Source organism: Ruegeria sp. HKCCD7628 (assembly GCF_057221005.1).
The window spans coordinates 1-18,463 of sequence record NZ_JBWVBA010000022.1 but is presented as its reverse complement, the minus strand read 5'-3'; the positions used below and the strand labels follow the sequence as shown (position 1 = coordinate 18,463).

Sequence of the window (18,463 nt, the reverse complement as noted above, 5' to 3'; positions counted from 1 at the left end):
GTACTGCACTGGAAGATGCAGCATCGGTTGCTGGCCTGCTGGTCACTACCGAAGCGATGGTTGCAGACAAGCCGCAGAAAGACGCACCTGCCGCCGGCGGCATGCCCGACATGGGCGGTATGGGTGGCATGATGTAAGCTGCTGAAGCCTTAGTGCATATGGACGGGGTCGCCTTCGGGCGGCCTCGTTTCGTTTATGGCGCTGCAACCACCGACCAACCCGCTGAAATGCTGACCGCCCTGCCAGCATTCTTTTCCAAATTGATGGTCGCAATGCTCCATTCGAAAATCCAGCCCGAGTTCAAGCAATCCCTTCGCTGTAATCAGCGTTGAAAATTGAACGCCAGCGAAGCGGGTTCCCAAAAAGAAAAAACGAAATTCAGTTATGGAATTTTTATAACTTACACGATTAGCAAAAACGACATCGGGTCGCTGCCAGGAGAGAAAAAATGAGGAAACAGGTTTGACTGATTCCCAGTCCATTGAGCACTTCTCATGCACGAACGCCGAATACCAGAATGGCTTCGCCATGCGCCAGCACCCAGCGTGCAGGGATTCGCCATTCTGGCGGGAACGGAGGCGATTGCCAGGGGTATTTTGATTTCTGTCTTTCCGGTAGCGATATACAACGCGCTGAAGGATGCGCGATTTGTATCCGAAATTTATTTCGCCATTGGCGCAGTTTCACTCTTGATCGGTCTTCTGGTTCCCTACCTGATCCGGTTTGTCCCAAGGAGATTGGTCTATGTATTCGGCACTCTTTCGTACGTCGCGGGTGCGGTTATGACGACCGTTGCGACGCCTGCCGCCGTTATTGCGGGGCTCGCACTCACGACTTTCGCCGTTGTGACGACATTTGTGTGCTTCAACGCCTATGTACTCGACCATGTTGCCAGGATTGAACTGGGACGTTTTGAGACATCCCGGCTTTTCTACAGTGCGCTGGGTTGGACGGCTGGCCCTGCGCTAGGCGCGATATTGTACGAATGGTGGCAACCTGCGCCGTTCCTGATTGCAGCCGGTGCGGCGATTGTCATGCTGCTCATCTTTCTTGTTATGCGCCTCGGAAACGGCAGGCTCATCACCAAAAGTCAAAGCACTCCCGCAAATCCGTTCGCCTATTTCGGGAGGTTTTTTGCGCAACCACGATTGGTTGCCGGATGGGTATTCGCAGTCGTTCGTTCCTGCGGGTGGTGGATTTATGTCGTATACCTGCCCATCTATGCGGTTCAGAACGGGCTAGGCAGCCAACTAGGAGGGATTGCTTTGTCGATTTCCAATGCCGCCCTGTTTTGCACCCCGCTGATGCTTCGGTTTATGCAGCGCAGTTCGGTGCGCACAGTAGTCAGAACCGGATTCCTCATGTCCGGGCTGCTATTTCTATTTGCTGGAGTTCCATTCGGAATCCCTGAAGTCACAATCGCGTTCTTAATGATGGGCTCGATTTTCCTGATCTTGCTCGATGTTTCCGCAGGTTTGCCGTTCCTCCTCGCAGTCAAACCTTCCGAACGAACTGAGATGTCAGCAATTTACGCGAGCTTTCGCGATGTTTCGGGTATTATTACACCTGGTGCCGCCTGGCTGGTTCTTCTCGTGGCACCGCTCTCTGGTGTGTTCGCCGCGGGTGGTGCAGGTTTGCTTTGGACGTGGGTTCTGGCTCGTAAGCTGCACCCCCGGCTGGGTCAGACACGCATATCAGTCGAAAGTACTTCAATGGAAGCTGGTAAAGTTGCTGCTGATATGGTGAGCCTGCCAAACTTAGCCCATGAGAAATCAGTCGCCAGTCGCTTACCGACGGATACATAATAGAGGCCAGCCATTGAGTGACCAAAGCAACTCAGGCGTCAGTACCGTGCGGAATTCCAGGATTAAGCAGAGGCGTTGGACTACAAGAAATGCCATTTAAGCGAGAATGTTAAAGGCAAGCCTAACTCTTTCGACTCTGTTTTATACACGAAAGGAATCGTTAGCCTTGTAGTCTCGGACTCTTAGTCAAACGAGTACGAAAATCATCACCGAAACGCCGGGCCATGTGCCCAGACCGTCAACGAATACCGATCACCATTCTCAACCGGTGTCACTTGATGCAACAAAAAGCTTGGAAAGATGGTCGCGCTCCCTTGATACCGGCTGGCCGTTACAGCATAAGCGCCCGGCATAATCTCCAAGTCACCGCCGTCGTACATCCCGGGTTTGCTGAGTTGAACGACCAGCGACAGCTTTCTTTTTCGGGCGACTGACCCGTCGCCGATATCGGAATGCCACGCAAAATGACCACCATCTGATGCTTTATAGCAGGCAATCTGCGGACTTTCGGCGAACTCGCTCAGATCGAAGCCAAACTTGTCGGTGTTGGAGCGACGGACAACATTGATCAGGCGTGACATCACCCAATCAGAGCCTTCGACGTCGTCCAGCCAAGTCACATCCGCTCTGCGCAGATTATGATCCTTGTTCTGCCCAACAAGCAGAGCCTCGTTTGCCGGGGCTTTTTGTGATGCAGCAACAATCTGCTCACATTCCCGCGCGGTAAATGCACCGGGAATCGAATGAACTTCCAGCATTCTGTACACCATTTTTGATTGGTACTAAATTTTGCCAAGATGCACAGATGGCGCTGCGCTGTTTTCGACCTAAGAGGCTGAAAGCGACGTAATTTTTCTGCAATCTCAATTGTTTTGGGTCCAGCAATCCGGATTTGGAATTCACCCTAGACGTTCTCGGATTCCAAACGGTATGCGATGCGGGATCAGGGAACGCGAGCTTTGTGTCACCTGTGACTGAAATATCCAATATTCAGGCCTTGGGTTCCCCTCAGCCTCCTTTGAACCGGTGATTGTGTGCGCGCCAAGGAAGATCGTCGGTTGCGTCCCATTCGTAATCGCTTGGGCGCAAACGTCGTTCCCGGTTTTCTTTTTCCGGGTCGAATTCAGACGGGTCCCATATCTCGGCTGCTTCGTCCCAATCTTGTGGGCTTTGCAAATCCTGCTGTTTTGCTGCCGAGTGCTTCACGATCCCGAACCGTTGTGGCGCAATGAAACGCTTTATGTGTTCGGTAACGCGATTAATCCAGCGCCTGCCCATCGATACCTCCTTTCCCTCCTCTTCGTTATTTTAGGAGATCAAAGCTCGTTTTCGGAGTGCCAAACCTTATGATTTTTTCTCAACGATGTTATCGATGATCTGAATAGATGTTTGTTTTCCGTATATTGTCTCCTTGAGGGTCAATCCCTTCGATTTGGCAGACTTCTATACCTCCTTATACTGTTCTGGTCTCGATGGACGGCCGCGGAGAGAAAAATGCGTTTGCAAAGGTCTTTTGGTTGGAGGTACTGGGCCATCATGGGCGGCGTTTTGATGGTCGTGTTTACCGCTGGTTTAATTTTCGAATCTGGCAAAAAGCAGCCCGCAGCAACCGAAGCCCTGGAGGCTTCCGAAAACTGACAATTCGCCTTCTACATGGTAAGCCGCGAGTAGTCCGCCATCTCAGGCCGTGACGGGAAACTGTTTTTTTGCAAAGGCACTCAATAGCTGGGCCGCCTTGCAGGGGAGGCTTTCAGGATCATCGTCTGCAAAAACAGCATAGGCGGCATAGGCAAACCGGGGAGCATCCTCAATCACCCTCAACCAACCGGTTTCGACTTCCTGCGCAACTACCCGCCAGGGGAAAAATCCGGCTCCCGGCTGGGCTTTCAAGTAGTTCAGGCCGAGAGTTCCAATACCAAGCTGCAACATTGGCGTTGGAATTTCCGGAAAGTTCAGCAGGTGATCGGCACGGAATTCCGGCCCCCAGTCGATCAGAACATAGTTTTCTTCAAATGGGCTTCGCGAGGTATCGAAATCGCTGCTCACGAGTACGAAATCATCTTCGAACAACTGCATTGCGGTCAGCCCAACAGTGTTCCGCGGATCATACATCACAGCCAAATCCAGCGCGCCCGCAGTCGTTTGGCTTAGCAGTGTTTCAGTTGAAACCGTAGACCCGTGAACCGCCACATTCGGAAACGCTTGCATGAACTCTGGCATCGCGTCGATCAGAAACCCATCCCACAAGCTGGGTACGGCACCGATTTCCAGTGCAGCTTCCACAGCATCAGGCAGGGAGGCGTCGATCCGGGCCTGTGTCCAGCACCTGACAAGTGCCTGCGCGTGTTTATGAAAGCGGTGCCCGGCCGGAGTAAGTGTAGCACCCGATTTTCCGCGCTCGAACACTGATCGTCCAAGCTGTTGTTCGAGCGACCGAATGCGCATGCTCACTGTTGATTGTGTAACGTAAACCTTGTTGGCAGCCTCCAGAAAACTGCCCGTTTCGACAATCGCCAGAAATGTTCGCGCGAGTTCAATATCCATGGGGTAACTATTCGATTTTCAAATATAATGCATGAAGCAATTTCGCTATTCAACTAAAACAGTATGTGGCAGATTTGGCTCGTAGCATGAAACTGCTGCCGCTGTTCGGTAGCGACCCCAGGGTCTCAGAGTCCCCCATCTCGAAGTGAGTGTCGAAGAACGGCTCCCGGCAGCGCGAGGTATCTTTCATGCTACACGACCTGCCTCACCTGATCGGGAACGCGTTGGCCTGCGTTCCCGATCCATAACAAGGAATACAATGTTTAGACCGTACCTAAGCGCAGAACTGGCACAATTCTGAGCCATCTCTGTCGACGATAACAGCCAGCGGGAATTTCGCCCCAGTGGCTGCTACCGGATTTCCTCCAGCAGCACTTTGAGGTGCGATACAGGAACACCGATGTTGGAGCCGCCAAATTCGGGTAAGATCGCGGCATTTATAGCAACCACCTCGCCGTTTCGGTTAAGGGCAGGTCCGCCGCTTCCGCCGGTTGTGGTTTCAGCATCATAAACGACTGCACCGGGACTGGTCTGGGCGACGATCCCCCGGCTGGCCAGAAGTCTGATCTTGTTCTGCTCTGAAAGGTGTTTTGCAATCATCCAGAAATCGACGGCGCCATCGCTCTCCAGCGTTGTCAGAAAATCCGGCCCGGCCTGCACAATCAAGGCCTTTAGGCCAGTTGGAAATCCAAGCAGGAAAACTTCTTCACCTGCACGCGGCGGGTCAGGTGCCAGTGTAAGCCCAAGCCCTTGAACACGGTTCGCATCAACGGACAGAAGCGCCAGATCGGCCGTTTTGCTTGCCCTAAGCAATACCGCTTCCATTGGCTCGAATTGTTCTGGCAGATAAGCCAGCAGACTAAGTATCTCAGCTTCAAGCCCCGCTGCCTTCAGGGCCTGTGCCCGATCCCCGGTCGTCCAGGGCAAGGCGACATGACGGTTGGTCACCAACAGAGAGGTGTCCTGCAAAAGAAACCCGGTCCCGGTGAACTGAAACTCTGCCGGCGCGCCTGCCGCATCTGGCTCAATCCACGGTTTCCCGAATGGAGTTTTTAGGTTCTCCCCGTCCGGGCCAAGCACATGCCACGCAATTTGCCGCTTTCTGTTTGTCGCAATCCATAGGCCCCTTGGATAAAGGCAATGGATCGCGTCGAGCCCGTTATTACCCGCCTGGACGCACCAACGCGCTCTTCCAATGTCCCAAGGCGCTGCTCGGTGGAAATCACCCGGTTGTCAAACGCTTCTCTGAGCGCGACCAGATCATCCGCCGTCAGTGCATCTTCTCGCGTCTGCGTAAGCATGACAGCAACCGCCTCGATCTTGAGAGATTCCTGTTTAAGGCTGTCCGCCAGCTTCCGGTCGTTCTGAAAAAGCAAATAGCCAAAGGCAAAGATTAGAAGAAGCACACCAATAACAGTAACCCGGAACAAAACCGTGGTTTGTGAGGCCAGCCGACGTCCGCCTTCGCGCAGCGCACTGGACATTTTGCTGGCGAAGGGTCGTCGGCTGGAGCGCGCATACACATAAGCGTCACTTATTATGTCTTCGACCGTGTGATGTGCAGGGAATGAGACGTCACATACCCGATAGCGCGACATGGGACCCTTTTCACCGAACTCGATCATGTCGCCATTTCTAAGAGTTACCGAAGCAGTCTTTTGACCATTGACCCAGATTTCCCGGCCTGGCAGCGCGTTTAGCGTGTAACCGCCTTGCGACCATTGAAAGGTCGCCACATCTTCGTCATGTGGGGGTACATCCTCTTTCCGCCCTATCTTCAGGATACTGTCTTGACCTAATGAAGCCGACAAAGCGGTGCCGACAAGCCAGGTCACGGTTCCGCGAGACGGACCGGTCAAGCTTTCCAGAAATGCCCGGACATTGCCCGATCCATATTCCGTATCGCTTTCATCCGGTAACCGCATGGTTCATCTCTGATCTTATGCGTGGCAAGCAGTTTATCACGCGCGGCTATGAAGCCGCCACAGCTACTCTGGTAATCACATGGATCGCGTGACCAGATCGTCAAGTTGTAGATCACAATCTCATTTGTCCGGCTCAACTCCGGCTTGATAGACGTTCCTTCTGCACGAGCAGCAGTGACCATACTTAACGTTTGCTACACTTCTGGTACTGCGGCTGCACCAAGCGAGAAATTCGAATTCACAGGCTAGGCTCACAGTAGACCTCGAGTGCAACACAGTTTCAGCGACAGGGCCAGCAGACGGCCCATTGAGGACATTTAGGACGGAATTCAAATGCTGCGGTGGCATACCGGTCTGCGGACATCCGCAACAGTGGCGCAAGCTCTTCATTGTTCACTGATTCCGCCAAGCCACGTTCGTGTCGCTTCAAGCCCCTTGCGCAAGATAGAAAACATCTGCTCAATTTCACTTTCGCTGATGATAAGGGGCGGTGAAAGAACACACATGTTGACAATAGGTCGAACTAATAACCCACGTTTTTGGCATTCTATATCGATCTGGCCGCCAATCTCGTAGTCGCATCCCAGATCACTCCGGGGATCACCATCGACTGAGCATTGTACGCATCCCATCAACCCCATCCCGCGCACATCGGCAACGATATCAATCTGTCGCAAATGCTGCAGCTGATCCTGAAAAACCGGAGCGACCTTTTGAACGTGTTCGAGAAGTTTTTCCCGCTCTATGATCTCAATGCTCTTCAAACCCGCAGCCGCGCTAACCGGATGACCAGAATAGGTGTAGCCATTTGAGAAGGTCGCATCTTTTCCTCCAACGTCTGCGATCAATCGGTCAGAGATAACCGCGGCACCCATCGGCGCATACCCAGATGTCATTCCTTTGGCACAAGTGATTATGTCAGGCTGAATGCCGAAAACAGCATCTGACGAAAACCAATGGCCCAATCGCCCAAATGCCGTCACCACTTCGTCGGAGATATATAGAACATCATACTTCTTGCAGATGTTTAGGCAGCCTTTGTGGTATCCATTCGGCGGCACGATCACGCCGCCAGATGCCAGAACCGGTTCGGCGATAAAAGCGGCAACGTTTTCGGGGCCAAGAGCTACAATGGCGTTTTCAAGATCGGAAATTTTCTCCTTTAGAAAACTCTCGTCGCTTTGACCAGGTGAACGGTAGAGCGGATTCACGTCGGGCAGGAAATGTGCGAGGTCATCCGCCTTGTCTAGCCAAAGCCTGTCACGCTCTTTTCCACTGACGCTGGCCGCCAGATAAGTGCTTCCGTGATAGGCTTTTTGCCTTGAAATGATCTTCTTTTTCTCGGGCCGACCCAAAAGGTTGTTTCGAAAGTGGACAAAGCGGATGGCCGTATCCACCGCAGTCGAACCGCCGGTGGTAAAAAAGACATTGTTCAAGTCGCCCGGCGCACGTTTGGCGATTTCGCGTGCGAACAGCGCGGCAGTTGAGTTGGCGTTGTTGAAGGGAGAGAAATAGGCGAGGTTTCGAGCCTGCTCAGCCATGGCCTCGGCCATCTCCTCTCGCCCATAACCGATCTGAGTGCACCACATCCCGCCTGGTCCGTCGATCAAGCGTTCGCCTATTTCGTTAACCACATGGATGCCGCTGGCACCTTCGATAAAAGTGCGGTCGCTTTTGCCCAAAGTTGCCATTCCTTCCCACGGGTGCAGGAAATGATCGTTGTCCCAGTGCTTGGCGTTAGAGTTATCCACGGCGGGCCATGCTTTCTGCGCTCATCACAATTGGGAACTCTTCGCGCACCTGAGCGTCTGAGGCGCCGAAGTAGTTGGGGAAATGGCTGTCGAGAATGGAATTGGCCTTGTCACGGGCGCGGTCCAATAGATCAGTTTTGCCTTCGTTTTCCCATGTATCTGTACGCTCACGATCCATGAGCCGCGGGTAGACAAATTCGGTGTTCATATAGTTCAGCGTGTGAGGGTTACCGAGGAAATGACCTGGGTCGATGGCACACTGGTGGATCACATCTACCGCCATGGTTTCATCCGTGACCTCTATCCCGCGCAACGATCGCAGGATCATACCACCCGCTTCGTCATCGATGACCATACTTTCAAAGCTGCATCCCATCAGGCTACCCATCATACCGCCGAACTCGCACAAACGATTGGCACCGGCATGGGCGGCAAGCGTGAAGGTCAGTGCTTTTTCCAACCCGTATTGCGCGTCGGGTATTTTTGCATCGGTCATGCCTGCGCCAACGGATGTGGGAAGGCCGTAGAAATTGCCCATCTGAATGGCTGCCGCCCCGATGAGAGCCTGTTCACCGCTGCCGCCGGTGAACGATCCGCTACGCAGGTCTGTGATGAAGGGCCAGGCGGCAAAGCAGACCGGACAGCCCGGTGTGATGAGGTTTACAATGGCAACACAGGCCAGCGTTTCGGCCACGGTTTGCACCAGTGTTCCCGCAAGCGTCGCGGGGGCTGTGGCCCCGGCCTGAGGAGGCACGGCCAGATCGACAGTTAGACCAAGTTTGGCAGTATCAATCAGGATTTCCATGTTCTCCTTGCCGATCCGCAAGGGGGAAACCATTGGGCAGCCGCCAAATATGACGCTTGGCTTCTTCATGAAAGCCCCTTCACCACCGTGAGCCAAATCAAACATGCGGATGGCATGCGGGATATGGCTGCGGTCGCGAAAGGTCAGACAGGCAGGCTTTTGGCTGCCTGCGAGCATCGCATATATGGTGTTCATGTCGTGAGCGAAATTATCGGTCACGTCGGTGGCCAAAACTGTGTCGCCCAGCATATGGATGTTGTCCAAGCGGTCCACTAGTCGGGTGAAATCATAAACGTCGCGCAGAACCGATGGACGATAGGACTTGGTCTCGGAATCGAAGGTTGTGACGGCGGTGCCAGAGTTGGCGAAATAGACACTCTCGGCCGAGCAATGCATGTCGTCTTTGCCTGCACGCTCACCGCGGGCATAGACATAAAACTCTCTGGCGGCAGCCGCCAGGATGTCTTCCATAAGGGCGCGGGGGAAGCACAGCCTATTGAGGTCATTCAAAACTGCGCCTTTGGGAAGCACCAGATCAAGCAATTCCGGGAAATGGTCGGTAACGCCCGTGTTTTCCACAACGGTTAAGGCCGCTTGATGGATGTTCTCCATATCTGCTTGGGTCAGCGGTTTATAGCGGCCGCCACTTAGGCCTCCACGTACGGCCTCATTGCCCGTGGTAGCCTGTTGAACCTTGATGCGCGCGGCGCGTCCGCCGCCGCCGCGACGGCGTGATTTTGCCTCAGCCATGACCGGACATCCTTTGTTCTGGGTCCGGGCTGATCATGTTGAAATAGAAATCGTAGAAGTCCTGGATCGAGGTTTCCATCTCGCCCAAGGGGCCCGGTTGGAAGTATTGAGAATTTACGCCGGACTGGTTGTGGCGAATGATGCGTTCGTCATCCAAAGATGTGACATGCCAAAGCCAGGTCAGGTCTTCTTTGTCGTAGTCTTCGCCTTCTTCGGCGTCAGCGCGAACCAGCCAGACCACCTGAATGTCGGTTTCCTGTAAGCCTCGTGGAATGAAGCGGTAGCCGACCATGTGATCCGAATAAATCAGGAACCAATTCAACGGACCAACATCAAAGTCTGTTGCGCCACCGTCGAAGCCTTTGAGCGTTCCAAGCAATGGTGCAAGTGCCTCGCCCGATTGGCTGCCGGTTTTGTAGCCTTGGTAAAGCGGATAGCGACGATAGTACCCGCTGGTAAATGGGGTCAGCGCAGCGTCGCCGACAAGAGTCAATTCATTGGGTGACAGCCCGGCTTCTACAGCCCTGGCCTTTAGCGGTTCGACCAAACCAGCCATGTCTTGCGGTGATTTCAAGCTATGGGATCGAGAATACTCTTTGTGAGCTGGCCCGCAGTGGTAGCATTCAAGGTAGTTCTCAACCGCTAGTTTCCAATTCGCGGGAACAGGAAATGACGCGGTATGCGCTACTTTCAAATCGTTCAGGCCATAGGGTTCGACGAGTGGCTCAAGTTTGCTGAGGACAGGATCAAGTGATGGGGTGTTTGCATCGGCACAGACAAAGATCAGGCCCTTGAAGACACTCACCTGAACGGGAAGAAGCCCAAACTTTGACGGGTCGAATTGTTCCCCCATATTGTGACTTGCACGAAGTTTTCCTGATAGCTCATATGTCCATGCGTGGTAGGGGCAAACAAGAACGCGGGCGTTGCCGGATTGTTCAGTGCAGACGCGAGATCCGCGATGGCGGCAGACATTCAAATGAGCACGAGTGTCGCCATCGCGGTCGCGAACAACGATAATGCTCTCCGGGCCATAGTCTAACAGGAAGTAGTCACCGGGGCTTGGGATTTGACTGACGTGACCTGCCCAAAGCCAGTTGCGGTTCCAGACCCGGGCGATGTCATAGTTATAGATGTCTTGGGAGGTATAGAATTCGCGCGGCAGGGCGTGGCCGTACTGGTGCGAGGCTATCAGCGCATCCAACTCAAACGGTCGGCTGTTCATCTCGTTTCCTCCAAATCGATTATCTCGCGGCGAAACCAATCCTGGTCTGCTTCTGCCTTGGGGCGTTCAAAATCACGGGCCGCGCGGTGGCCCGCGAAGACTGCGTCGACGATCAGCCCTGGAGAAGCGGCATCGCCAATAAGTTCGACGGTTTTCAACCTGAGCCCGCGCAAGCTGTCATATAGCGTCGTCCCACGCTGACGTTCAGTGACCAGAATTGTCGAGGCACATGGAATATCCATTTCGCGACCAGTAAAGGCACAACCGATGCGGGCCATGTCACCTTGAACCGCCGTCAGCACCTGATTGCAACGAATGTCGATACCAAGCTCCATCAGACGGGCCTGAATGCGAGGCTGCTCCAAAGTATTGATGGAGTAAGCTGAAACCAAATTCTCCGGCGTGACAAAGACCACCTGGTATCCTGCCGTCGCCAGTTTTTCGGCGATCACTCCTGCCAGATAGATATGATCGTCATCATAGATCATGACCGGGCCATCAGGCGGTAGAACACCATTCATTATGTCATCAGGCGTCAGCACATTGGCGCTTTGCTCGATCTGTGGCACATGGCGCTGGGTGTTACGGCCCATGCCGTCGGTTCGCCAAAGGCTGCCGGTGGCCACAAAGACGTGTTCGACGCCCAGCTCTGCCACTTGATCGCCATCAAGCCTGCTGTCAGTGAAAAGCTGAACGTTGCCGCGTTGCTTTAAATCATGCAGACGATAGTCGACGACGCGGGACCAAGCTGCGAGGCCGGGAAGTTTGCTTTCCTTCGTAACCCGCCCGCCCAATTCGGCTGACGCTTCGGCCAAGGTCACCTGATATCCTCGCCTTGCCAACTGCATGGCGCATTCAAGACCGGCAGGGCCACCGCCAACAACCAAAGTATCCGCGTTGCTCTTTTTCGGCGCGATGATCTCGGGGTGCCAACCGCGTCGCCATTCCTCACCCATCGTAGGGTTTTGAGTGCATCGGATCGGGATACCCAGATTGTCCGACGACACGCAGATATTGCAGCCGATGCATTCGCGGATTTCGTCGATCCTGCCTTCCTCGATCTTTTTTGGTATGAAAGGGTCCGCAATGGATGGCCGCGCGGCACCGATAAGGTCGACAATTCCTTTTTTGACCATCGACAGCATCATGTCGGGGGATGTCAGGCGACCGACACCAACCACAGGTTTTTGGGTGATCTGCTTAACGTGGGACAGAAACGCGTTCTGATATCCGTCCTCTGGCTGAAAACGAGTCGTGGCACTGTCATTGGACCAGTCAGCCACATTCACATCCCATAGGTCAGGAAGATCGGCCAAAAGCTCGACAACGGCGCGGCCTTCTTCTGCTACCTGCATGCCCCCGGCACCCATCATCTCATCAATAGCAAAACGGAACGCCACAGCGCAGCTGTCGCCCACGGCTTCGTGAGTGTCTTCCAGCAGTTCACGTGTCAGACGCACGCGATTTTCGAGCGACCCACCATATTCATCGCTACGCTGGTTCATATGCGGCAGCATGAAATGTTGCGCCAATGTCATGTTGTGCCCGGCATACACATAAATGATGTCAAATCCGGCATCTTTCGCGCGCAAGGCGGCCTCGCGGTGCCAACGGCGAAATTCCCGAATGTCGGCTTTATCCATAGCCCGCGCCTGCTTGGGGTGTGTAGTGTCGACAGACATTTCGGAAGGTGCAAGAACCGGGGCGCGGGTAAGCAGGTTTTGCGCATGATTGCCGTTATGAACCAGCTGGATAGCCGCCAGCGCACCATGTGCATGCACTGCGTCTGTCATCAGCCGCAACGCGGGCACATCGCGCGCGTCCCATAGCCGCCCTTCGGCGTAAGGAGAAAGGTCAGAAGTCGGGTGAATCTCGGTCTCCTGATTGGAAACCACCGCCCACCCGCCTTCGGCCTTCATTCCACGAACGGCAGCATCCGCCCTTGGTCGGAGGTGCCCCAGCCCGGTGCAATGAGGCACCTGATAGAAGCGGTTCCTGGCAGTGACTGGCCCGATCTGAACCGGTTCCAAGAGCATAGCATATGGGTTCGCGTCTGACATGTTCACGCGTTTTCCTGTGTTTGTGTTCCAGGGCTGGTTGGCCCCGGAGATACTGTTGAATCAGAAGCCGGCTTTGATCCGTTCAAACTCCGCCAGCATTTTTGCCTCAAGCTCGGGGTTCACCGCATCAAAGAACAAACTGCCCTCGAAGAAGCTTTTTGGATCGGAGAAACCATAGGCTTCGATGTTGGCCTGATCGGCAACTTCGAACGCTTTTGCGTTCGAATGCGGGTAGCCCCAGTTGTCGATGATGTACTGACCGCTGGCCGGGTCGGTAAGCGCGTTCAACAGATCATAGACCTGATCGACCGGTGTCGTGGATGATTTCAGATGCACGTAGCCGCACGCCCAGGTCGCGATACCCTTGTCGACGTCTCGCATCATCGCGGCAGGCACCTCATTCCAGATCAGGTTTAGTTCTGACTGGTTCCAGGCCCAACCGAATTCGATCTCGCCGCTGGTCATGGCCTGGTCAAACTGACCTGCGTCGGACCAGTAAAAGCGCATGTTCGGGTGGATCGAGCGCAGGAAGTCAGACGCTTCCTTGAACTGCTCATCGCTCAAGTTGGTGTAGTCGTCAGCATTTCCAGTAGCCAGCGCCGCTAACGCATAAGCAGATGATGCGGCATCCGGGATAGCGATCTTACCGGCATAGGCCGGGTCGGCCAGCAATTGCAGTGAGATATCGTCCCCCGAGATCTTGTCGGTGCGATAGATAAGGCCCGTGTTCCCCCATTCGAACGGCAACATGTAAAGCTGGCCGTCCAGAACGATGGCGTCGACCTCCTTGATCTCGGGCAGCACATCCGCCCAATTGGTCAGCTTGCTTTCGTCCAGCGGCTGAATCAGATCGGCTGCGACCCATTTTCTGACCGCGTCGGAACAAGGATGCGCTAAATCAGCTGTAAATCCGGAGCTTAGCTTGGTAAAGGCTTCTTCCTGGCTACCGAAATAGGAATAGCTCGGTGCTTCATTCCCGTATTTTTCCATGTAGCTGGCAAAGAATCCCGGGTCTTCATATCCCGACCAGTCAAATACCGTCAGATCAGCTCCACCAGCGCTGGCGCTTCCTGTACTTATTGCCGTCGCACATGCGAAGGCCGCAATTCCCTGAAGTTTCAATTTTTTTCCTCCCATTTTCTTATTCTGTGTCAGTGCCAAGATCGATCACGCTGGCGCTTTGGACTCCCAGCCAAACTGCGTCGCCGCGATTGAAATCAACCGTGTGAAAGTAGTTCGGAACCGAGACCGAGATCGGCTTGTCGGTTTCCGCAACCTGAATGTGGTAGTGAATGTTCTCGCCATAGAAGGCGACGTTGCTGACTTTGCCCTGAACAGTTGATGGATAGTCTTCGGGTTTTTCAGAGGTGATTTCCAATTGTTCGGGTCGAATACCGATGTTCATATCTCGGGCGCTGGTTGCGACGTTGGGGTTTTTTTCAATCTCCATTTGGCCAAAGGCCTTCGCGTCGATTGAAAGCGTATCGCCATTTTCCTCAAGCAACTGGGCAGGCAAAATGTTCATCTCACCGATGAAACTGGCAACCTGCTGATCGCAGGGCCGGGCGTAAAGCGTTGTTGGCGTATCCACCTGCTTTAGCCGCCCATTGAACATCACGCCAATGCGGTCAGACATTGTCATCGCCTCGTATTGGTCGTGTGTGACCATCACAAAGGTTATACCCAGCGATTGCTGCAGATTACGCATTTCAAATTGCATCTGCTCGCGCAGCTTCTTGTCCAAGGCCGACAAGGGCTCATCCAGCAACAATACTTTGGGTCGCATGATCAGCGCACGGGCGAGCGCCACCCTTTGCCGCTGCCCGCCTGACAGCTCACTTGCGCCGCGATCCTCAAGACCGCCCAGCTCGACCATTTCCAAGGCTTCGGCCACACGCTGGTCGATTTCGGCCTTGGGGGCCTTGCCACGTAATCCATAAGCCACGTTGTTTCCAACATTCAGGTGCGGGAAGATGGCGTAGCTCTGAAAAACCATGTTCGTCGGGCGGTTGTTGGCAGGCACACCATCCATATCCTGACCGTCGATCAGTACGGTGCCTTTGGTCGGCTCTTGGAAACCAGCGATCATCCGCAATACCGTGGTTTTGCCGCATCCCGATGGGCCGAGGAGTGAGAAAAACTCGCCTTCCTTGAGATCGAGGTCGATCCCGCTAGCCGCAAGAAAAGTGCCATAGCGTTTCTCGACGCCCCTGAGTTCGATGATGTTTTTTTCTGTCATTGGACCCCTGATGCGGATGAGCGGCGCCGGAAATACTCGGCCAGCACCAAAAGTAGAACCGATGAAAGCAGCAGGATAGAGCCTAAGGCCAAAACGTTTGGAAGCTTGGCGGGGAAACGAATCTGGCTCCAGATGTAGACTGGCAAGGTTGGTTGGTTGCCGGACAGGAAAAAGGCGAGCACGAACTCGTCGAAGCTGACTGTGAAAGTGACCAGCAAACTTGCGACGATACCCGGGGAAACGACCGGAAGCGTCACGCGGCGGAAGGTGTCGAACACGCCGACACCTAGATCGTATGATGCTTCCTCCAGCGACGCATCGAAGTCATCAAACGCAGACTTCAGGATCGAGACGGAAAACGGCAGCGCAAGAAATGTATGACCCAGAACGACGGTCAGCAAAGACGGCTTAAGACCGATAAACAAAAACAGAACCAGCATTGAAGAAGCGACGATAATGCCCGGTATAACCAAAGGCAGCATCACCAGACCTTCGGCAGCACGCTGACCCCGAAAACGGTACCGAACAAAGGCGCGGGCGGCGAACAATCCCATAGCGGTAGAAAGAAGTGCCACGACGGTGCCGACGCCAAGCGAATTCCAAAGGGCCTGGATCAAGGTATCCTGTTCGCCCAGCTTCCGATACCAGTCCAGCGTCCAGCCCTTGATGGGAAAGGCAACGATTGTGCCGCTGTTGAATGAAAACAAGGGCAGAAAAAGGACCGGCAGGTAAAGAAAAACCAAATACAGAAAGGCGTAGGCTGTCAGGGTCGAAGGGCGTCTCATCTTATCCGCCTCCCTAGCCGGGTGGCGGTAATTACAAACACTATAGCGACAAAGCCAACCGATAGCATCGCGATCAGTGAAAGGGTGGCGCCGAGTGGCCAGTTGTTGGCGGCCCCGAACTGCACCTGAATAAGGTTGGCGATCATCTTTCCATCCGACCCGCCAACCAGTGCCGGGGTCACATAGTCACCTACCGTGGGAATAAATATGATCAGACAAGCAGCAATGATCCCCGGGATGGTTAGTGGCAGCGTCACCCGCATGAAGCGTTGAAAAGGGCTGTTACCGAGGTCGGTGGCGGCTTCTAGTAAGCTCGGATCGATCTTCTGCAATGAGACATAGATCGGCAGGATCGCAAATGGCGCCCAAGCATGGGCAAGCGTCAGCACGACTGCAAATTCATTGTAGAGAAGGAAGTCGAGCGGTTCGTCGATCAGACCAAGCATCAGCAGTGCAGAATTCATTACGCCGTTGAACCCCAGGATGAGTTTCCACGCAAATACACGCAGGAGGTAGCTAGACCAGAATGGAATGGTGATGAGCAGAAGCCAGATGGTCTTTTTACGGGCCTTCATCGCGATGAAATAAGCGATGGGATATGCCAGTGCGACAGTAACTGCTGTAACTGCTCCGGCAATCCAGATCGACCTTAGCATTAAGTGTCTAACCAGAGGATCAGCAAACGCGTCGCTATAGTTTTTTAGCGTCGGCGTCTTGTCGAGCGTTACGTAGGTTTGCGTCCAGAACGAATAGGCGATCAGGATCAACAACGGAGCCGCCACCAGAAAGCCCACATAAGCCGTGGCTGGTGCGCTGAGGGTATAGCCCCGGGATGCTTCGCTACGAAAGATTACCCAAACTCCCATCCGGATTTTCACGAGTCACTAATGGACGATCGTCCATTAAATGTTGCGCCAGAACGGTCTTTCGTGTCAATCTTCCTGTGAGAAAGACTTGAGTGATGCTATCAAGGAAATGGAATTATTGAATAAAGTGGAAAACGTTAGAGGAAGAAAACGTGGCTCGAAACGTGATCCAGATGCCAGTAAGCAACTTCTGATCAAGGCGACTCTGGACTCTATCGCGGATATTGGAGTCACCGAGACGACGGTCAGCTGCATCTGCGAGCGTTCTGGTTTGTCACGCGGAATGATCCATTTGCATTTCGGCGGGAAGGACAATTTGTTGACGGCAGCAGCCCAGCATTTCAGTGCCCAATATTATTCCGAGATGGACAAAATGACCGATCTGGGCTCGGATGCATCGCCCGAAGACCGAGTGATGGCTGTGATCGAGGCGGATCTGTCCGAAGCACTGCTCAATCCAAGAAGTACAAAAATCTGGCATGCATTTCGCGGCATCGCGAGCTCACACCCAGGCATTGCCCGCTACAGCAGCACTCAGGATCAAAAACTTGTCGAGACATTGCGGCTTGCGTTTAAGGAGATAGCTCAAAAAAACGAGCGTGACCCAAACTTGGTGGACGATGCCACTGCCGGAACGCTGGCTTTGCTGGAAGGTATGTGGGTCAATTACCTAACAGATATGCAGGGTTTTTCACGACGACGCTCTGTTGATCTTATCAGACGTTTCTTGTGCGGACTTTTCCCCGAAAAATTTAAATTGTGAGATTTCGGGACGCTCAGATTTGAGACGGAAAAACAGCATGTTCTTGGAAAGCCGACTGCTGGTATTGGCGAATTCCCTGGCGTCTAAATGCAACACCCCCGTGCATTGGACGAAATCCAACGCCCGCTTTCCCCCGAAGAAAGGTTTCCATTGCACGTGCAGCGAAAGACCGCTTTCCGCCTAACTTACAAAATCACCCAGATACTCTGCTAACTTGTAAGTCAGAAAAAAGTATTATATTTTCTGACAAGGAGAAAACTATGATCACTTCATCGATTAGACAACGCATCATCGGAAAAGGCCGGGGCTCAATCTTTGCGCCAACCGACTTTCTGGATATTGGCTCCCGCGCAAGTGTGGATCAGGCATTGTCGCGTTTGGCGGATCAAGGGATGATCCGACGGTTAACGCGTGGGCTTTATGACTATCCGAGAAAGAGCGCCCGATTAGGGCTGTTGTCTCCGTCAGCCGATGACATTGCCAAAGCGATTGCACGCAAAGACAATCAGGTTCTACAGCCCTCCCCTGCCATGGCAGCCAACCAGTTGGGGCTGTCGACCCAAGTGCCGTCCAAGCCGACTTACATGACCGACGGCCCGACCCGCACCAAGACAGTTGGTCGACAAGTCATCCAGTTCCGGAATGCATCATCCAAAACGCTAGTTGGTGCAGGCCAGAAAACCGGCGCCGTATTTCAGGCGTTACGCTATGTTGGCAAAAACCGGGTGGATAGCCGTGTTGTCGACACGCTGGCCCGCAATCTGGATGTTAAGGACCGCGCATTGCTCGCAAGACAAAGTAGATATGTTCCGGCCTGGATGCACCCGGTAGTGCAGCAAATCGTGGCATGGGTCTGATCTTGGACCAGTTTGCCAACGATACTCCAAAGAGGATGTGTCGCAAACATTTGGAAAGGCCAAAGTCAGCGACTTACTGGATACACCT

17 protein-coding genes are annotated in these 18,463 nt (G+C 53.7%); 3 read left to right on the top strand and 14 right to left on the bottom strand.

The features are described from left to right. Positions 1-149: 149 nt before the first annotated feature. The gene (locus AC2TAD_RS21755; protein WP_171135011.1) at positions 150-482 is read right to left on the bottom strand and encodes a hypothetical protein; all 333 of its coding nucleotides are present in this window, start codon (positions 480-482) and stop codon (positions 150-152) included. A 12-nt stretch (positions 483-494) separates the two neighbouring features. Between AC2TAD_RS21755 and AC2TAD_RS21750 the strand changes: the two genes are divergently transcribed. Then, positions 495-1,805, top strand: coding sequence for an MFS transporter (locus tag AC2TAD_RS21750; RefSeq protein ID WP_171127185.1), 1,311 nt, complete (start codon positions 495-497; stop codon positions 1,803-1,805). A gap of 206 nt (positions 1,806-2,011) precedes the next feature. Here the strand turns inward: AC2TAD_RS21750 and AC2TAD_RS21745 are convergent, their stop codons facing one another. The 13 genes from AC2TAD_RS21745 to AC2TAD_RS21685 all read right to left on the bottom strand — a co-directional run bounded on the left by AC2TAD_RS21745 (position 2,012) and on the right by AC2TAD_RS21685 (position 16,755). Continuing rightward, the gene (locus tag AC2TAD_RS21745) at positions 2,012-2,563 is read right to left on the bottom strand and encodes a 2OG-Fe(II) oxygenase (RefSeq protein WP_170621322.1); all 552 of its coding nucleotides are present in this window, start codon (positions 2,561-2,563) and stop codon (positions 2,012-2,014) included. 250 nt (positions 2,564-2,813) lie between these two features. Continuing rightward, a complete protein-coding gene (locus tag AC2TAD_RS21740) occupies positions 2,814-3,083 on the bottom strand; it encodes a hypothetical protein (RefSeq protein WP_170779776.1) in 270 nt (89 codons plus the stop codon). 402 nt (positions 3,084-3,485) lie between these two features. Further along, positions 3,486-4,349 carry a LysR family transcriptional regulator gene (locus AC2TAD_RS21735; protein ID WP_170779774.1) on the bottom strand — a complete coding sequence of 288 codons (864 nt, stop codon included), beginning with the start codon at positions 4,347-4,349 and terminating at the stop codon, positions 3,486-3,488. A 351-nt stretch (positions 4,350-4,700) separates the two neighbouring features. Beyond that, positions 4,701-5,429: a S1 family peptidase gene (locus AC2TAD_RS21730; protein WP_480870565.1), complete on the bottom strand. Its 729-nt coding sequence runs from the start codon at positions 5,427-5,429 to the stop codon at positions 4,701-4,703. After that, complete coding sequence (locus tag AC2TAD_RS21725; RefSeq protein ID WP_480870562.1) at positions 5,402-6,274, bottom strand: FHA domain-containing protein; 873 nt, start codon at positions 6,272-6,274, stop codon at positions 5,402-5,404. Before AC2TAD_RS21725 ends, AC2TAD_RS21730 begins: the two co-directional genes overlap by 28 nt. A gap of 386 nt (positions 6,275-6,660) precedes the next feature. Then, complete coding sequence (locus AC2TAD_RS21720; protein ID WP_480870569.1) at positions 6,661-7,965, bottom strand: aminotransferase class III-fold pyridoxal phosphate-dependent enzyme; 1,305 nt, start codon at positions 7,963-7,965, stop codon at positions 6,661-6,663. 52 nt (positions 7,966-8,017) lie between these two features. Then, complete coding sequence (locus tag AC2TAD_RS21715) at positions 8,018-9,580, bottom strand: trimethylamine methyltransferase family protein (protein WP_171122813.1); 1,563 nt, start codon at positions 9,578-9,580, stop codon at positions 8,018-8,020. Continuing rightward, entirely contained in the window at positions 9,573-10,805 is a 1,233-nt protein-coding gene (locus AC2TAD_RS21710; protein ID WP_480870558.1) for an aromatic ring-hydroxylating oxygenase subunit alpha, read from the bottom strand. Before AC2TAD_RS21710 ends, AC2TAD_RS21715 begins: the two co-directional genes overlap by 8 nt. Continuing rightward, a complete protein-coding gene (locus AC2TAD_RS21705; RefSeq protein WP_171122817.1) occupies positions 10,802-12,865 on the bottom strand; it encodes an oxidoreductase in 2,064 nt (687 codons plus the stop codon). Before AC2TAD_RS21705 ends, AC2TAD_RS21710 begins: the two co-directional genes overlap by 4 nt. 60 nt (positions 12,866-12,925) lie before the next feature. Then, on the bottom strand, positions 12,926-13,987 hold the full coding sequence (locus AC2TAD_RS21700) for an extracellular solute-binding protein (protein WP_234899375.1): 1,062 nt from the start codon (positions 13,985-13,987) through the stop codon (positions 12,926-12,928). A 19-nt stretch (positions 13,988-14,006) separates the two neighbouring features. After that, positions 14,007-15,104, bottom strand: a complete 1,098-nt coding sequence (locus AC2TAD_RS21695) for an ABC transporter ATP-binding protein (protein ID WP_170752059.1) — start codon at positions 15,102-15,104, stop codon at positions 14,007-14,009. Beyond that, entirely contained in the window at positions 15,101-15,889 is a 789-nt protein-coding gene (locus AC2TAD_RS21690; RefSeq protein ID WP_170752062.1) for an ABC transporter permease, read from the bottom strand. The genes AC2TAD_RS21695 and AC2TAD_RS21690 overlap by 4 nt, the downstream gene beginning before the upstream one ends. Next, positions 15,886-16,755 carry an ABC transporter permease gene (locus AC2TAD_RS21685; RefSeq protein ID WP_170549885.1) on the bottom strand — a complete coding sequence of 290 codons (870 nt, stop codon included), beginning with the start codon at positions 16,753-16,755 and terminating at the stop codon, positions 15,886-15,888. The genes AC2TAD_RS21690 and AC2TAD_RS21685 overlap by 4 nt, the downstream gene beginning before the upstream one ends. Before the next feature lie 88 nt (positions 16,756-16,843). Between AC2TAD_RS21685 and AC2TAD_RS21680 the strand changes: the two genes are divergently transcribed. Next, positions 16,844-17,518, top strand: coding sequence for a TetR family transcriptional regulator C-terminal domain-containing protein (locus AC2TAD_RS21680; protein WP_254428729.1), 675 nt, complete (start codon positions 16,844-16,846; stop codon positions 17,516-17,518). A gap of 260 nt (positions 17,519-17,778) precedes the next feature. Then, positions 17,779-18,375 (top strand): DUF6088 family protein, encoded by a 597-nt coding sequence (locus AC2TAD_RS21675; protein ID WP_171127191.1) that lies wholly within the window; start codon positions 17,779-17,781, stop codon positions 18,373-18,375. The last annotated feature ends 88 nt before the right edge of the window (positions 18,376-18,463 follow it).

Excerpts from the sequence above, each read along its gene's own strand:
- AC2TAD_RS21745 (WP_170621322.1), bottom strand. The coding sequence starts at position 2,563 with ATGCTGGAAGTTCATTCGATTCCCGGTGCATTTACCGCGCGGGAATGT.
- AC2TAD_RS21675 (WP_171127191.1), top strand. The coding sequence starts at position 17,779 with ATGATCACTTCATCGATTAGACAACGCATCATCGGAAAAGGCCGGGGC.
- AC2TAD_RS21740 (WP_170779776.1), bottom strand. The coding sequence starts at position 3,083 with ATGGGCAGGCGCTGGATTAATCGCGTTACCGAACACATAAAGCGTTTC.
- AC2TAD_RS21695 (WP_170752059.1), bottom strand. The coding sequence starts at position 15,104 with ATGACAGAAAAAAACATCATCGAACTCAGGGGCGTCGAGAAACGCTAT.
- AC2TAD_RS21755 (WP_171135011.1), bottom strand. The coding sequence starts at position 482 with ATGGACTGGGAATCAGTCAAACCTGTTTCCTCATTTTTTCTCTCCTGG.
- AC2TAD_RS21720 (WP_480870569.1), bottom strand. The coding sequence starts at position 7,965 with ATGGCAACTTTGGGCAAAAGCGACCGCACTTTTATCGAAGGTGCCAGC.
- AC2TAD_RS21750 (WP_171127185.1), top strand. The coding sequence starts at position 495 with ATGCACGAACGCCGAATACCAGAATGGCTTCGCCATGCGCCAGCACCC.
- AC2TAD_RS21710 (WP_480870558.1), bottom strand. The coding sequence starts at position 10,805 with ATGAACAGCCGACCGTTTGAGTTGGATGCGCTGATAGCCTCGCACCAG.
- AC2TAD_RS21705 (WP_171122817.1), bottom strand. The coding sequence starts at position 12,865 with ATGTCAGACGCGAACCCATATGCTATGCTCTTGGAACCGGTTCAGATC.
- AC2TAD_RS21735 (WP_170779774.1), bottom strand. The coding sequence starts at position 4,349 with ATGGATATTGAACTCGCGCGAACATTTCTGGCGATTGTCGAAACGGGC.
- AC2TAD_RS21685 (WP_170549885.1), bottom strand. The coding sequence starts at position 16,755 with ATGGGAGTTTGGGTAATCTTTCGTAGCGAAGCATCCCGGGGCTATACC.
- AC2TAD_RS21690 (WP_170752062.1), bottom strand. The coding sequence starts at position 15,889 with ATGAGACGCCCTTCGACCCTGACAGCCTACGCCTTTCTGTATTTGGTT.
- AC2TAD_RS21725 (WP_480870562.1), bottom strand. The coding sequence starts at position 6,274 with ATGCGGTTACCGGATGAAAGCGATACGGAATATGGATCGGGCAATGTC.
- AC2TAD_RS21715 (WP_171122813.1), bottom strand. The coding sequence starts at position 9,580 with ATGGCTGAGGCAAAATCACGCCGTCGCGGCGGCGGCGGACGCGCCGCG.